Here is a 15,941-nt window from a genome sequence, read left to right on the forward strand (position 1 = left end):
ACATTCATCGTTGGCATACTATATTGATGATGAGGTGAGGACAACATGATCGATTTGGTGGAAATCAAGCAAGAGCTTGAGAAAATGGCTAAGCGATTAGCGGAAATCAGGGGGTCTCTTTGACCTCGAAGCGAAGCAGGCGCGCATTCGCGAATTAGAAGAGCAAATGGCCGCGCCAAACTTTTGGGATGATCAAAAATCGGCGCAGGCGGTCATTTCCGAAGCGAATGCGCTCAAAGATCTCGTCGAGGAATTTTCCTCGCTTGAAGAACGGTTTGACAACTTGGAAGTGACGTACGAATTGCTCAAGGAAGAGCCGGATGACGAGCTCCAAGCTGAACTCGTCGAGGAAGCGAAAAAGCTGATGAAAGACTTCAGCGAGTTCGAGTTGCAGCTGCTGCTCAACGAGCCGTACGACCAAAACAACGCCATTTTGGAACTCCATCCCGGCGCAGGCGGCACCGAGTCGCAAGACTGGGCGTCGATGCTTTTGCGCATGTATACGCGCTGGGCGGAGAAAAAAGGGTTTAAAGTGGAGACGCTCGATTACCTGCCGGGCGAGGAAGCCGGGATTAAAAGCGTCACGCTGCTCATTAAAGGGCACAACGCCTACGGCTATTTAAAAGCGGAAAAAGGGGTGCATCGGCTGGTTCGCATCTCGCCGTTTGACGCCTCAGGCCGCCGCCATACGTCGTTCGTGTCGTGCGAGGTTGTGCCGGAATTGGATGATAACATTGAAATTGAGATCCGGCCGGAAGAGCTGAAAATCGACACGTACCGCTCAAGCGGCGCGGGCGGGCAGCACGTCAACACGACCGACTCGGCCGTGCGCATCACCCACTTGCCGACCGGGATCGTCGTCACGTGCCAATCGGAGCGGTCGCAAATCAAAAACCGCGAAAAAGCGATGAATATGTTGAAGGCGAAATTGTACCAAAAGAAACTCGAGGAGCAACAAGCCGAACTCGCTGAGCTGCGCGGCGAGCAAAAAGAAATCGGCTGGGGCAACCAAATTCGTTCGTACGTCTTCCATCCGTATTCGCTTGTCAAAGACCATCGGACGAACGTCGAGGTCGGCAATGTGCAAGCGGTGATGGATGGGGAAATTGATGTGTTTATTGACGCGTATTTGCGTGCGAAGTTGAAGTAAAGGGCGATCATCGGATCGTCCTTTTTCGTTTCAAAAATCATTTTTCTGGTTTTGACGCATCTGCACCCCCGTGGTATGCTGAAGGTAACGAAAGGCAAAAGGAGGGCGATGGCTTTGGCTGTGCGCAAACAATTGCTTTACGAACTGATTGACCGGTTGGATGAAACGGATCATCAAACAGCGTACGATTTTTTGATGTACTTGCTTGATCGGTCCAGAAAGGAACGAATGGTATGGGAGCGGATTGACGAAACAGATGAAGAAGAAGCGTTGACGGAAGAAGAGCGCCAGCAGCTGCAAAGCGATGAAGGATATATCACCGGGGGAGAAGCCAAGCGTGAATTCGGGCTACAAGTTGATTTACCGTAGGGCCGCAGTCAAATTCATCGCTAGGCAAGAAAAAGAGGTTCAAGAACGGTTGGCCTCTGGGTTGCAAGGTCTGCTTGCGATCCCACCGCAGGGGGATATTAAAAAGTTGAAGGGGCAGGATGGATTATATCGGCTGCGAATCGGAACATATCGTGTGTTGTTTCGCATCGATCATGATGAACGAATCATCTATATTGAGGCGATCGGCAACCGCGGGGATGTGTATTGAGGCTTGTATTTTTTGGCTAGGGCGATCATCGGATCGTCCTTTTTTCCTTTAGCATAGCAGACCATTATCGCGTTAATCGGCTGTCATTTACTTGCCAAAACGGGCATGCTATACTCACAGAGGAAGGTGGGGAAGCATGCGGAAGCGAAGAGAGAAGACCATGCCTCCGGCGGTGGAGGCGGCTTTGGAGTATGCGTATGTTCTGATCGGCGCGGCGATCGTCGCTGTGGCGTTTAACGTGTTTTTGCTGCCAAACCGGATCGCTTCAGGCGGAGTGAGCGGCATCAGCACGATTATGCACGCGTTGTTTGGCATTGAGCCTGCCTATGTTCAATGGGCGCTCAACATTCCGCTCTTTATCGCTGGCGTTGTGCTTTTGGGCCGGCAGTTTGGCGTGAAAACGTTTGTCGGGACGGTGTTCTTGCCGCTTGTCGTCTATTTGACGAAAGGGATGGAGCCGGCGACGACGAATCCGCTTCTTGGCGCGATCTTTGGCGGCATCGGCGTCGGGCTTGGCCTCGGCGTTGTTTTCCGCGGCCGGGCGTCGACCGGAGGAACCGATTTGGCAGCGCAAATCATCCATAAATATACCGGGCTGTCGCTTGGCATGTGCGTCATTTTGATCGATGGCTTGATCGTGTTGACCGCGGCGTTTGTGTTTGATATTGAACGGGCGCTCTATGCGTTGATCGCGTTGTATGTGACGAGCAAAACGATCGACCTCGTCCAAGTCGGTCTTGGGTATTCGAAAATCGCTCTTATTATTACGAATGAAGAAGAAAAAGTGCGCCGCGCCATTTTGCACGAAATCGACCGCGGAGTGACGCGCTTGCCCGCGTATGGCGGTTACACGGAACATGAGCGGCCTGTGTTGATGTGCGTCGTCGCGCAATCGGAGTTCACAAAATTGAAACAATTGGTCCGAACCATTGATCCGACAGCGTTTGTCATCGTTGCGAACGCCGCTGAGGTGCTCGGCGAAGGATTTCAACGTACGTAAAACGGAAGAAATCGGTTATAATAAATGAGAACGAAATTTTTGTTTTCAGGGGGAGTTCGCCATGAAATGGAAATTGGCTGCGATGTTCCTTGGCGTTTCGCTCGCGCTTGCCGCATGCGGCGGTGGCGGGGACAATGCCGGGGAGAAAAACGACGGCAGCAACGGCGGAGGGGATACTGCAGCGGCTGCCGAGCAAATTTTTAAACAAAACTGTGCGTCCTGTCATGGACAAGACCTGTCGGGCGGGGTCGGCCCGAACTTGCAAAAGGTTGGAAGCAAGTATTCGAAAGATCAGATTAAAGACATTATCGCCAACGGCCGCGGCGCGATGCCGGCAGGAATCATTAAAGGGGAAGACGCCGACAAAGTGGCGGAATGGCTGGCTGCGAAAAAATAATGGACGGATGTTTCTGACTCTTTGAAAGGAAAAGATCGTTTCATTCAAGGAAGGTGCACCGCCTTGTTCGCTTAAGAACGGGGCGGTGTTTGCTTTTTTGAATCTTTTGTCCTAGTTTCTCCATTGTTCCCCATTTGAAATATAAATGTAAAATTCGACAATAGAAAATCGTGTTACTCACATTTCGCACCCTCCCAACGAAAATCGGGAGGATTTTTTCGTTCCGATGTCGAATGAATCCTTGACACACAAGGAAAGTGAAGGAGTTTTTCTCTCATGAACGTTCAAGTCAAAAAGGTCTATCGTAATGATTATTTGAATATAATAAGTGCCCTATTCAAGAAACTGGGCCTGCCCCAATTGATTGACCATCTCGTTCCCGTTGATCCACAGTGCCAGACTCGAGTCAGCGATGCCGTTCAGGCCATCATCTACAATCTGTTTGACGGCCGGCAAGCCCTCGTTCACGTGGAACGATGGGCTCAGGAGATCGATCTAGAGAAACTCATCCGTCCCGGTCTCCATCCTTCCTGGTTGAACGACGATGCCTTGGCTCGTCATCTCGACCGCTTGTATGAGGCCGACATTCACAAGGTGATCAGCACTTGCTTGATTCACATTTATCGCAAAGAAGGCCTTTCCCTCCGAGCCTTTCACGCCGATACGACGGACAAGACGGTTTACGGCGCGTATGAATCGGCCTCATTAGAGGCTTTGCAGATCACACATGGCTATAACCGCCATCATCGTTGGCAAAAACAGATCGGCTTCGGACTGGTCGGCAACGAGGACGGCATCCCGTTTTACGGCGATGTGCACGACGGCAACCTGCCTGACAAAACGTGGAATCCGGAGGTGCTGTCCCGTGTCCACGAACAGCTCAAACAAGCCAAGATGGAAGACGAATGGATTTACGTGGCCGATTCCGCCGCGATGACAAAAGACACTCTGGCGCAAACCAAAGCGGCCAACGCCTTTTTGATCACCCGAGGCCCTTCGTCGCTTCGGATCGTGAAACGGGCATTAGCGGAGGCCGATTCGCCTCACATCCCGTGGAGCGAACCCTTTACCCTGGCGGAGAGAAACGGCGCCACGTACCGGGTATGGGAAACATCCTCCACCTATGAAGGCCACCCCGTTCGGCTGATCGTCGTCGAATCGAGTGCGCTCGACCAGCGAAAAGGAAAGACGCTCGAAAAAGAACGAACCAAAGAAGCGGAGCTTCTTCGCGAGGAACAAGCCCATTGGGAGCGCCACCCTTTCTCCTGCCGGGAAGATGCCGAACAAGCCTTGGCGTCCCTCAAGGCGTCCCTTCGCCCCCGGTTTCATCGGGTTGAGGCCGCGGTCGAAGAGATCGTACGCCCGAAAAAACGGCGCGGACGGCCGAAAAAAGGGGCGGAACCCGAGGTGGAGACGCTGTATTTCTTGCACCTTGACGTCGAATTCGACCAAGACGCGTGGGAACAGGCGAGACGGAAAGCGTCCCGGTTTGTCCTTGTCACGACCGTTCCGAAGGAATGGAAGGGCCAACCCATGGATGCCCAAGAGATCTTGAAGCTGTATAAAGGGCAGATCTCGGTGGAAATGAACTTCGCTTTTTTGAAAGATCCGTTTTTCACGGATGAGATTTACGTCAAAAAACCAGAACGGGTCGCAGTATTAGGCTATTTGTTTCTGTTGGCCTTGGCTATTTACCGCGTTTTTCAGCGCCGAGTGCGTCAGTTTATTACTCCAGAACACCCGTTGAAGGGTCCTGGAGGCCGCAAGCTGACCCGGCCGACGGGACAGGCGATTTTTCAGCTGTTTCAATATGTGAACGTCGTCCTGTTCAAGCTGCCGGATGGGCGCATCCAACGCTCACTGGATCGCTCCCTTACCCCTGATCAGCGAAGGATTCTGCAGGGGTTGGGGCTGGATGAGAGCATTTACGTGTAACGTCATACGGAACGACCAGCGATGGTAAAAAAAGGATTGCCATCGCTCGTTGTGTTGGTCAAAAAGTTATTCTGAAAAACTAAATAAAAAATCCTTTGTTTTGACCTTGTTAGGGTGCGAAATGTGAGGTGTTATAATAATCCTTGCGGAATTTTGCAAGATTCATTCGAAACAGCTCGAGAAATGGCAACAGGGAAGTCGAAAATAGGTGATGATGATGATTGAAATGCAAGATGTATACAAAACTTATCCAAACGGCGTTGTGGCGTTAAACGGCATCAACGTTCGCATCAAGCAAGGAGAATTCGTCTACGTCGTTGGGCCCAGCGGAGCTGGGAAGTCGACGTTTATTAAAATGATGTACCGCGAGGAAAAGCCGACGAGCGGGACCATTATGGTCAACGGCGTCAACCTTGCCAAGCTGAAAGACAGCAAAGTTCCTCTTTTGCGCCGCCATATCGGCGTTGTGTTCCAAGATTTCAAGTTGCTTCCGAAGCTCAACGTATACGAAAACGTGGCCTTTGCCTTGGAAGTCATTGAAGAATCGCCGAAAGTGATCCGCAAAAAAGTGATGGAAGTACTCGACCTAGTCGGCCTCAAACATAAAATCCGCTCTTATCCGAACGAATTGTCCGGTGGCGAACAACAGCGCGTCTCCATCGCCCGCTCAATCGTCAACTCCCCGAAGATCGTGATTGCCGACGAACCAACAGGAAACTTGGACCCGGAAACCTCATGGGGCATTGTGGAGCTGTTTGAAAAAATCAATGACCGGGGAACGACGATTGTGATGGCGACTCACAACAAAGAGATTGTCAACGCGACCCGGCGGCGCGTCATCGCCATCGAAAACGGGAAAATCGTCCGCGACGAGGCGAAGGGGGAATACGGCTATGACGCTTCATACGTTTAAGCGCCACGTCCGGGAAAGCATCAAAAGCCTTGGCCGCAACGGTTGGATGACGTTTGCGTCCGCGAGCGCCGTTACGGTGACGCTGTTGCTTGTCGGCGTCTTTTTTGTCGTCATGTTCAACATCAACCATTTTGCCCAGAAAGTCGAAAACGATGTCGAAATTCGCGTCCATATCGAGCTGACGGCCGACAACCAGCAAAAAAACGCTTTGCGCCGGCAAATTGAAGCCATTCCAAACGTCAAGGAAGTGCGCTATTCATCGAAGGACGAAGAGCTGAAGCGGCTGATCAAAAGCATGGGGGACGAAGGCTCGTCGTTCCGATTATTTGAACAGGACAACCCGTTGAGCGATGTATACGTCGTGAAAGCGGCCCGCCCGCAAGATACGGTGAAAATCGCCAAACAAATCGAAACATTGCCGTTCGTCCATAAAGTCAATTATGGCCAAGGGACGGTCGAGAGGCTGTTTGACGCACTGAAAGTGGCGCGCAACGTGGGGCTCGTGCTCATTCTCGGATTGTTGTTTACGGCAATGTTTCTCATCTCCAACACGATCAAAATTACGATTTTCGCCCGCCGTCGCGAAATCGAAATTATGCGGCTCGTGGGTGCGACGAACGGATTTATCCGCTGGCCGTTCTTTTTGGAAGGGTTATGGCTTGGAATGCTTGGCGCTCTCTTCCCGATCGCGGCGCTTTCGATCGTGTACTACAACGTGTATCAAGTGTATGAACAGCGGGTTTCCTTGCCGTTTTTTGAACTTCTTCCGTTTTCGCCGTTTATGTGGCAGTTGAGCGCACTGCTCTTGGCGATCGGCGCCGGCATCGGCATTTGGGGAAGCGTCATGTCGGTGCGCAAGTTTTTAAAAGTGTAAACAAAAGTCATAGGGAGAGGGGAAAGCGATGAAAAAGAAAAACATGATGGCGCTCGCGGTCGCCGCGGCGCTCGGCCTTGGCGTTCTGCCGCCGGCGGCGGACGCCGTCAGCACTCGTGATATCGAACAAAAGCGAGGCGAGATCGACGCGCTTCGTTCAAAACGGTCAGAGGTGCAGGAAAAAATCAGCGAGGCGCAAAAAAACATCGAAGCCCTTCAGTCGCAGCAAAAACAAGTCGCCAACGATATTGAAAAGCTGAACATTGCCATTGAGGAAACGAGCGGCAAAATCCGCAACGTCAGCGCAGATATTGACCAAACGGAGCAAGCCATTGACCAATTGAAACAAGAAATTGCCGAAATTCAAGAACGGATTGAAAAGCGAAATGAAATTTTAAAGGAGCGGCTTCGTTCCTTGCAGGAAAGCGGCGGGGCGATCAGCTACTTGCAAGTATTGCTTGGCGCGCAAAGCTTCAGCGACTTCATCGACCGGATGAGCGCCGTAACGACGATCATGGAAGCGGACCAACAAATCATCCGCGAACAGGAAGCCGATAAAGCGTTAAAAGAGAAAAAGGAAGCCGAATTGACGGAGAAGCGGAACAAGCTGCAAGCGGATTTGCAAGAATTGAAGCAGCTGCAGGCCGAACTGGCCGGCCAGCTCGAACAAAAAAATCGCCTGATGGCCGATTTGAAGCAAAAAGAGGAAGAAGAGCATGATCATAAGATGGCGCTTGAAGAAGAAAAAGAACTGATCGCCAAGCAAGAAGCGGCGGTGAAAGAGCAGCTTGCCGAACTCGAACGGCAAAAACGGGCCGAAGAAGAAGCGAAACAGAGAGGACGTACATATGCCTCGCCAAACGGTGGAGGAGCGTCATCAGGAGAAACGCCATCCGGCGGCAGCACGCCGCCTGTATCGAGCGGGGCGTTTACCCGTCCAGCCAACGGACCGATCACCTCGGGCTTTGGCTACCGGTTTGGCGGCACGGACTTCCATCCGGGGGTCGACATCGGCAAGCGAGCTCCCGTTGTGCCGGTTGTCGCTGCAGCGGACGGCATTGTGTTCCGCTCCTACTATTCTAGCAGCTACGGCAACGTCATTTTCATCAGCCATGTGATGAATGGGCAAACCTATACGACCGTGTACGCTCATTTAGAAGCGCGTCTTGTTGGCGAAGGGCAGCACGTCCGTAAAGGACAAATTATTGGCTACATGGGCAATACAGGGAATTCGACCGGTCCGCATCTTCATTTTGAACTGCATCGCGGCGGCTGGAACGAGGCGAAAACGAATGCGGTCAATCCGCTTGACTATATTCCTTTCTAATTTCGAACGGTAGGTGGCATTGCGCAACTTGTCTGTCTTTTGGCGGGACAAGTTGCGTATTTTTTTGATTGATTTGACATCATCGGCAGGCAAATTCTATGCCCATTCCGCTTTGATTCTGTTTCAATCCGTTTTTGGCGGTGATGGATGCGGGAGACCCTCTCCAACTCGTTGGGAATGAAAAAAGATTGTGGCCATCGGTTGCCTGTGATACGATAAATGTAAACATTTATTTATTTTTGGTTTACAAATGGTGGTGAAAGGGGGAAAGATCCGATTTACGGGATGAGGAGATAAAGGCGCAAGGACCGAAGCTCGGGGAAAACCAACCAACGCTCTGGGCTGATTTTGTACATGACGGCGCAAAGCGTATGGGTCATGATCGAGAAAAAAGCGGCCGCTTAATCTAGCTTCACATCCACACGCTGTCCGTTAAGGAAGGCGTTTCCCATCTTCTCTTGCATGGTGCTTGTTGCTTATCGATGAAGCAACAGCTTGACGGGCCGTTTGGATCAATGGCTGTGTTGGCAGAAAGTTAGGGGGGATCCCATGAATATTGTCTGCATTCCGGGATGGGGAATGAAAGCGGATATTTTTGCGCCGTTGCTCGATTCGTTATCACTAAGGGGAAATGCGACAGTCGTCGAATGGAAGGAAATTAAAACGGTTCATTGCTTTCGAAAGCGAGCGGAACAGGTGCTTCATGAGCGTGCGACGGTCATCGGCTGGTCGCTCGGTTCGCTTGTGGCGCTAGAGTTGGCCCATGCTTATCCCGAGCGGGTCTCTCGCCTTATTTTGATCGGCGGCACGAGCCGTTTTATTGCCGATGACGGTTATGAAGCTGGATGGCATCCACGGATCGTCAAGCGGATGAAAACAAAGCTGCAAGTACGGCCGGCTGACACGATAGCTGCTTTCCTTGCTTCATTATGGTCCAAGAGCGAAAAGGGGGATATTTCTGAGTTCTTTTACCGCGATCGGGTTGAGGAACTGCTGATCGGGCTTGATTATTTGATTGAGGCCGATGCGCGCCCGTTTTTGGCGGACATCTCCGCTCCAATGCTGATCGTTCACGGTGAGCAAGATGCGATTTGTCCACCTGCTGCTGCGCGCTATATCGTTGAACGCGCTCCCAGCGCTATTCAAAGCCATGATGCGCGAATACGAACAGCGCTTTTTGGCGCACGGGGAGATCACAGCTACTTACCATTGCCTATTGATCCGTATGACCCGCTGTTAAGGCGGGGATTTTTTTATGGTTTCGGGCGTTGCTTGGCCGATCCAAGGAAATGGTTTGGCCGCACCACATTCCCCCTTGACTCTGTACCTTAGTCTATCGTTTATAATGTTGAGCAAAGACGGGAACCCCCCCACCCCGTCATCGCAAGGAGGGAGAACGATGGAAATGGTCAAAAAATCGTTTTGGGCCGTGCTGGCACTGCTCAGCTGCCCGTGTCATCTGGCGGTTATTCTGCCGTTGTTGGCCGGAACATCGGTCGGTGCGTATTTGATCCGACACCAAAGCCTTGCCATCGGCCTTTTTACGGTTTTGTTTTTCTTTTCGCTGATGATGATGGTTGGAAAGCGAAAGCCAATGCGATCAGGTGAAACGGAAAGCTATGGCCGAGGGAAAACGGGAAACGGCCATGGGGCGTGCTGTGTCCCCTTCCGAACGAATCATGAGGACGAGTGATAGAGGAACTGAACAAAATAGGAAAGAGACATTTGTTGATAAGGAGTGTTTTTTACCATGAAAACATATCGAATGACCGTCCAAGGCATGACATGCACCGGCTGTGAACAACATGTCGCCAGAGCGCTGGAGGCGATTGGGGCTAAGCTGATGGATGTCAGCTTCCGGCGCGGTGAAGTGGTATTCGCGCTGCCTGAGGGCACGGACGTTGACATGGCGAGACAAGCGGTCAAAAACGCCCATTACGAGCCGGGGGAAGCCGAGGAGATCACCGCATCAGCCAGATCTGTTATCGATGGCGAGGGAGAGTATGATTACATGATCATCGGTTCCGGCGGGGCGGCGTTTTCCTCGGCGATCGAAGCGGTGAAATACGGGGCGAAAGTGGCGATGGTCGAGCGCGGAACGGTCGGGGGGACGTGCGTCAATATCGGATGCGTGCCATCGAAGACGCTGCTTCGGGCCGGAGAAATCTATGCGTTGGCGCGAAATCATCCGTTTCTCGGCCTGCATACATCCGCTGGTCCGGTTGATTTGGCGCCGTTAGTGAAGCAAAAAAATGAACTGGTCGAGCAGCTTCGCCAAGCGAAATATGCAGACTTGATCAGAGAGTATGGGTTCGATTTCATCCAAGGGGAGGCTCGGTTTATCGATCGCCAAACGATTGAAGTGAACGGCCAAACGCTGTCGGCGAAACGGTTTTTGATCGCGACAGGCGCTTCCCCGGCCGTGCCGGATATTCCGGGACTTCATGATGTCGACTACTTGACCAGCACGACCTTGCTTGAACTGAAAAAAGTGCCGAAGCGGCTCGCTGTCATCGGCGCCGGCTACATCGGGATGGAGTTGGGACAGCTGTTCCACCATCTCGGCTCGGAGGTGACGTTGATGCAGCGAAGCTCGCGCCTGCTGAAAGAGTATGACCCAGAAATTTCCGAAGCGATGACGCGGGCGCTCACAGAACAAGGCATCCGCGTCATCACCGGTGCTTCATTTGAACGGGTCGAACAAGACGGGAATACGAAAAAAGTGTATGTGAACGTGGACGGACGCACCCGGGTCATCGAAGCGGACGAATTGCTCGTGGCTGCCGGGAGAACGCCGAATACGGCGGCGTTGAACTTGCCGGCAGCCGGTGTGGAAGTCGGGGCGCGCGGGGAAATTTTGATCGACGAATACACACGGACGACGAACCCGTCGATTTATGCGGCAGGCGATGTCACGCTCGGCCCGCAGTTCGTCTATGTCGCGGCCTATCAGGGAGCCGTTGCCGCGGCCAATGCCGTCGGCGGGCTGAACAAGCGCTGGGATACGGCCGTCGTTCCGGCGGTGACGTTCACCCATCCGGCCATCGCCACCGTCGGTTTGACCGAACAGCGGGCGAAAGAAAACGGGTATGACGTGAAAACGTCCGTTCTGCCGCTTGAGGCGGTGCCGCGCGCCATCGTCAACCGGGAAACGACGGGGGTGTTTAAACTTGTCGCTGAGGCCCGTACGGGCAAGCTGCTAGGCGCCCACGTTGTTGCGGACAATGCCGGCGAGGTCATTTACGCCGCAGCGTTGGCGATTCAATTCGGATTAACGATCGACGACCTTCGCCACACGCTTGTCCCGTATTTAACGATGGCGGAGGGGCTGAAGCTGGCGGCGCTTACGTTTGACCAAGATGTTTCGAAGTTATCGTGCTGCGCGGGATGAGGCCTTCGAATTGGGCCGCCGCTTCGCGGACCGTTATCAAGGGGGGAACTCATTGCTGTTGCGGTTGCAACGAAGCTTAATGGGGAGCGGTCCGTTTGGCGGAACGCTTCCCTAAAAGGCTGGTGATTGAACAGAGCATGAAGCTTAACAGCAGCACTTCTCAAATTGAAAAACTTTGTAACATCGATTCCTCTTTTCGCACGATAACCAATCGATCAGGGGGAACAGTTGTTTTGTTTTTCGCCGGCCCAACTTTCATATTGACTTGACCCTGTACTATAGTACAAGGTTTATGCTTTTGGGTGAGGTGGTTATGTGAGTCAAAAGACGAAGGGAAACTTACATGAAGTTGTTAGCCTAGCGGAAAGAACAGATGGTTTCAGAAAGGTGCATATCAACGGTTCACATGGAAGAGAGGAATAGCGAGGGTGATGATATGGGAACGTATCGCATCGGTAAACTAGCGGAAAAATGCCATGTCAATAAAGAAACGATCCGATACTACGAACGGAAAGGGCTTATTCCAGAAACAGAGCGGACAGAAGGCGGATATCGTCTGTATACGGAGGAAACGGTCAGGCGAATTCAGTTTATTAAGCGGTTGCAAGGGCTCGGATTCACCTTGGCGGAAATTGATAAACTGCTTGGCGTTGTCGATCGGGATCGCGATCGATGCAAAGACATGTACCGCTTTGTTACGCAAAAGATCGAGGAGATTCAAGCCAGCATTCGCGATTTGAGGCGGATCGAAGCGATGCTCCAGCAGTTAAAGGAATGTTGCCCTCATGAAGACAATTTATATAACTGCCCGATTATTGATCTGCTGCTCGAAGAACGGCCGGACGAGGAAAGGAAATAAAAGAAAGTGGAGGCCGGAAGCCCCGACAAAAATACGGCTGCCCTCATTAGCCGGTTTCCCGGCCTTTCGGGCAGCTGCTTGTCTGCTCAGGACGCGATTATTCGCTGCTGTTGCCATCATCGCCGCCTACATTGCCGCCATCGTAGTCATCATCGTCCTGGTCGTGATTTTGATCATGACCTTGGTCATCGTCATCTTGATCATCGCCGGGTTGCCCAGCATTTTCTCCTTTGTCCTCGTCTTGCTTGACGGAAAGTTTCCGCGTCCGGCCGCTTCCATATTTCCACTCGAGTTCAAGGCGGAACGGGGTATCAATGGAAAAGAGAGTTTTGATTTTGGCGATGATTTCATCATTTGACAGCGACGGTGATGCTTGCAAGTCGTTAATGAGCGACTGGACGTCATTTGTTGTCACTTCACCCGTCTGGTCTTTAATGTGCAAATGGGAATGGCGGTCAGACCAATGATAGTCGATTTTAATCGTTCCAAAGTTGACAGGCAAAACGGTTTTTTATATAATAATCTCGAATTCGAGATTTTAGAACCAATCAAATTGATGTAGAACTTCATGCTGGCTAGCCCTCCAAGGAGGCCGGTGAAAAACGTCCATTTCCCCTAATGATGATTCTTGAGTGGAGGGAAGAGCAACATTTATATATAAGGCTCCTCCGTTTGAGAAGCGACATGATTGAACCGCATTTCCTGTTGAATCACCAGCATTCTAGATTTTTCATGATCCGCATCGTATATATCACATGACTATGATCGCTATGGCGATCGCCGTATCAAAGCAGCATGCTCTTGGTGCTCTATTTCGATAAATGAAGGAGAGGAACAAGATGATCCGCATCGACCGGGCGTCGTCCCGATATCATGCCGATTACGGCTGGCTGAAAACATACCATAGCTTCTCATTTGGCGAGTATTATGATCCGAACAACATCCAGTTTGGCCCGCTAAGGGTGTTAAACGACGATTTCGTTGCGCCGCTCTCCGGTTTTGGCGCTCACCCGCACCGGGAGATGGAAATTGTGTCGATCGTGCTTAAAGGCTATTTGCAACATGAAGACAGCACCGGACATAAGGCGGTGACAACGTTCGGCGGCGTGCAGCGGATGTCGGCCGGCACCGGCATCGTCCATTCGGAAGTGAACCCGTCGGCGACGGAAGAGGTGAACTTTTTGCAACTTTGGTTTTTGCCGGAACAATACGGATTGCCGCCGTCGTACGAGCGGACCGAGTTTCCGGTCGACAAGATGAAAAACGCCTTGCTGCCGATTGTCACGAAACACCCGTCTTCCCCGGGGATTGCTCACATTCATCAAGATTTGACGATTTATCTTTCCGATTTGGAAGCCGGGCATGAGGTGACGTTTACCCAGCCGGAAGGGCGGAACATCTTTGTCTTTGTCATTGAGGGGGATCTGACGTTAAACGGCGAGGACCATCTCGAGCGGCGCGATGCGGCCCGCATCACGGAAACGCCGGTTCTTCGCCTCGCAACGAACGAAGGATCGCGGTTGATGCTCATCGACTTGCCAAAAGAGGGGTGAAAGCGTTTCGTTTTTGTGCGGCTCATTGGTTTGGCTTCCATTCTAGAAGGCCGGTGAAAAACGGCTGTCACGAGCAAATCAGCGGCATTTCGCCAAAAAAGAAGGCTGATTTCGCAAGGTTTTTCTAATTGAGAAATAGCTGGAACTAGCAGCATTTTGTACTATATAGATGCAATTTAAAGCTTTAACATTTTTCGTCTTTGCCGGTCATTGCATCCGACTGTCGAGTGACCGAACAACGCCGCTTCCAGACCCATGAATGGGTCTGGAAGCGAGTCGTTGTTCGGTCTTCCGTCACGCTAAGGCGTGACGGAGGCAAGCCACACGCTTGCCTTCGACAGTCGAAAATGGGCAAACCACTTTTCTGTCAAGGATATGTTAAACTTCTTTGTTGCATCTATATAAATCACCAGCCTCCTAGAAGGCCGGTGAATTAATGGGGCATAGACTTCCCACATGTCGAATTTTGGAGGCCATTCTCCCCGCCGTTTGGCGCCAAAGGATGGGAAGACGAGCAGGACTTCCTGCTCCCAATTCCGGTTTTGCGCACGCCAAAGAGCCGGTCCCCCCTCGTTTTTTTCGAAACCGGCACAATCGCTTCAGATTTTGCACGACGGCGGTCAACAGCGCCTGTTCTTCCATGGCGTAAAGGCCCCGGCTTCGGGCCCGGTCCAGCCCGTGACATTCCTTCCCTTCGGCGAACACATGCTCACAACGCGTGCGAAGGGCTTGAATGGATCGATAGCCGCCCTGTTGCTGAATGAGCCTCGCTTGATTGCGAATCTGAACGTCTCGGACTTTCGCCTGGCGCTTTGCTTCCTGAGCGGGATCCTTCGCCCGGCGCTTCCAGGTTGGAATCTCCTCCATCTCCTTGCGGCGCAACGGCACGAGCGGTGTGATGCCTTGAACGAAGAGCGCTTCCAGATACTCGGTGGTGCCATACGCTTTGTCCGCAGACAAGGTCCGAATCGTAATCGACGGGTGGCGAAACTGAATCGAAGCCAGCTGCTCCAAACTCGTCTCCCGTTCCGCCGTTCCAGTGGCGAGGCTGGCCCGTCTGGATAAAATCACGCGCGACTGGACATCGATGACGTCGTGCACCAGATACCGAGGATACGCTTCCTGCCCTTTGCCTTTCTTGTACAACCGGGCATCCGGATCCGTCACGCTTCGATGGGTCCGGTTGGAAAACGTGGCTCCACGGAAGTTTCCCCGTTCTTCGGCATGGACGCGTTCCCCTGATTTTGGAGACGGAGAGGGTGGGTCGTCATCCGGATCCCGGGCCTCGGTCTGTTCATCTTCCCGGGCAGTGCGGGCCAGATAGTCTTCCAACGTCTCCACCGGAGCGAGCTTGACCTCCCGCAAGCTGTGGATCGAGGCATTCGCCCGCACTTGGGTGCCGTCAGCCGCCGCATGGACATCCGGCGAGACCAACCCCGCCGCGATGCATTGATCCACCACATAGGTCATCAGCCGGTCAAAGATTTCATGTTGGCGCCAGCGTTTCCGTGTTTTGACGAGCGTCGTTCGATCCGGCAGTGTGGGGTGATGAGGATCCGGATGGAGCACGGATTCAAAGTCGAGACCGCAAAACCACAAGTATCCGGCATGCATGGGGAGGATCTCATACAACTCCCGCTCAGAGTGGTCGAACAAATACGAGAGCAGCATTAGGCGAAGCAGCCGTTCCGGATCCGCCGCCGGGCGACCCGTTTTTTCCGTGTACAGGGGAGCCACCCAATCGTGAATGACGGAAAAGTCAACCGCTTCGTTGATTTGGCGCAAGATATGATGTGGAGGAACCAGTTCTTCCATGTCGATGACTTGAAACAGACGAGGCTGAGTCGAAGGGTTTTTGGGGGCTTTCATGATCCGCTCACGCTCCATTCCAACGATTTTTCTTCCTTTTTCGACACAAGCCACCTAAATCCCTGCCTCAGGGTG

At 52.4% G+C, this 15,941-nt stretch carries 16 protein-coding genes; 14 read left to right on the forward strand and 2 right to left on the reverse strand.

Going from position 1 to position 15,941, the window contains the following annotated elements:
- The first annotated feature begins 45 nt into the window (after positions 1–45).
- The 13 genes from prfB (at position 46) to merR (ending at position 12,444) form a co-directional block, all read left to right on the forward strand.
- Positions 46–1,150 (forward strand): peptide chain release factor 2 gene (prfB, locus tag CWI35_RS12425; RefSeq protein WP_112111375.1). Its coding sequence is split into 2 segments (ribosomal slippage): positions 46–120 and positions 122–1,150, totalling 1,104 coding nucleotides; the frame shifts between segments, so codons are not numbered across the junction.
- A gap of 108 nt (positions 1,151–1,258) precedes the next feature.
- Positions 1,259–1,519 carry a hypothetical protein gene (locus tag CWI35_RS12430; protein WP_011232575.1) on the forward strand — a complete coding sequence of 87 codons (261 nt, stop codon included), beginning with the start codon at positions 1,259–1,261 and terminating at the stop codon, positions 1,517–1,519.
- Complete coding sequence (locus tag CWI35_RS12435) at positions 1,488–1,748, forward strand: type II toxin-antitoxin system RelE family toxin (protein ID WP_011232574.1); 261 nt, start codon at positions 1,488–1,490, stop codon at positions 1,746–1,748. Before CWI35_RS12430 ends, CWI35_RS12435 begins: the two co-directional genes overlap by 32 nt.
- A 136-nt stretch (positions 1,749–1,884) precedes the next feature.
- On the forward strand, positions 1,885–2,748 hold the full coding sequence (locus tag CWI35_RS12440; protein WP_023633670.1) for a YitT family protein: 864 nt from the start codon (positions 1,885–1,887) through the stop codon (positions 2,746–2,748).
- A 61-nt stretch (positions 2,749–2,809) separates the two neighbouring features.
- Positions 2,810–3,145, forward strand: coding sequence for a cytochrome c551 (gene cccB / locus CWI35_RS12445; RefSeq protein ID WP_011232572.1), 336 nt, complete (start codon positions 2,810–2,812; stop codon positions 3,143–3,145).
- 276 nt (positions 3,146–3,421) lie between these two features.
- On the forward strand, positions 3,422–5,080 hold the full coding sequence (locus CWI35_RS12450) for an IS1634 family transposase (RefSeq protein ID WP_011229657.1): 1,659 nt from the start codon (positions 3,422–3,424) through the stop codon (positions 5,078–5,080).
- A 217-nt stretch (positions 5,081–5,297) separates the two neighbouring features.
- Positions 5,298–5,993, forward strand: coding sequence for a cell division ATP-binding protein FtsE (gene ftsE / locus CWI35_RS12460; protein ID WP_011232571.1), 696 nt, complete (start codon positions 5,298–5,300; stop codon positions 5,991–5,993).
- Positions 5,974–6,867, forward strand: coding sequence for a permease-like cell division protein FtsX (gene ftsX, locus CWI35_RS12465; protein ID WP_031407070.1), 894 nt, complete (start codon positions 5,974–5,976; stop codon positions 6,865–6,867). The genes ftsE and ftsX overlap by 20 nt, the downstream gene beginning before the upstream one ends.
- 28 nt (positions 6,868–6,895) lie before the next feature.
- Positions 6,896–8,194: a murein hydrolase activator EnvC family protein gene (locus CWI35_RS12470; protein WP_020278906.1), complete on the forward strand. Its 1,299-nt coding sequence runs from the start codon at positions 6,896–6,898 to the stop codon at positions 8,192–8,194.
- 507 nt (positions 8,195–8,701) lie between these two features.
- Positions 8,702–9,526, forward strand: coding sequence for an alpha/beta fold hydrolase (locus CWI35_RS12475; protein ID WP_240432109.1), 825 nt, complete (start codon positions 8,702–8,704; stop codon positions 9,524–9,526).
- 67 nt (positions 9,527–9,593) lie between these two features.
- Positions 9,594–9,887, forward strand: coding sequence for a transporter (locus CWI35_RS12485; protein ID WP_011232567.1), 294 nt, complete (start codon positions 9,594–9,596; stop codon positions 9,885–9,887).
- 57 nt (positions 9,888–9,944) lie between these two features.
- Positions 9,945–11,585 (forward strand): mercury(II) reductase, encoded by a 1,641-nt coding sequence (merA, locus tag CWI35_RS12490; protein ID WP_033012720.1) that lies wholly within the window; start codon positions 9,945–9,947, stop codon positions 11,583–11,585.
- Positions 11,586–12,021: 436 nt separating this feature from the next.
- A complete protein-coding gene (merR, locus tag CWI35_RS12495; RefSeq protein ID WP_011232565.1) occupies positions 12,022–12,444 on the forward strand; it encodes a mercury resistance transcriptional regulator MerR in 423 nt (140 codons plus the stop codon).
- Positions 12,445–12,541: 97 nt separating this feature from the next.
- Here merR and CWI35_RS12500 read toward each other — a convergent pair whose 3' ends face one another.
- Complete coding sequence (locus tag CWI35_RS12500) at positions 12,542–12,946, reverse strand: hypothetical protein (RefSeq protein WP_020279431.1); 405 nt, start codon at positions 12,944–12,946, stop codon at positions 12,542–12,544.
- A 337-nt stretch (positions 12,947–13,283) separates the two neighbouring features.
- On the opposite strand from CWI35_RS12500, the gene CWI35_RS12505 reads away from it, so the two are divergent.
- A complete protein-coding gene (locus CWI35_RS12505; RefSeq protein ID WP_020279432.1) occupies positions 13,284–13,997 on the forward strand; it encodes a pirin family protein in 714 nt (237 codons plus the stop codon).
- Positions 13,998–14,414: 417 nt separating this feature from the next.
- Here the strand turns inward: CWI35_RS12505 and CWI35_RS12510 are convergent, their stop codons facing one another.
- Complete coding sequence (locus CWI35_RS12510; RefSeq protein WP_081130568.1) at positions 14,415–15,884, reverse strand: IS5-like element ISGka1 family transposase; 1,470 nt, start codon at positions 15,882–15,884, stop codon at positions 14,415–14,417.
- Positions 15,885–15,941: the final 57 nt, after the last annotated feature.

The organism is [Bacillus] caldolyticus (genome assembly GCF_003595605.1).
GTDB lineage: Bacteria > Bacillota > Bacilli > Bacillales > Anoxybacillaceae > Geobacillus > Geobacillus thermoleovorans.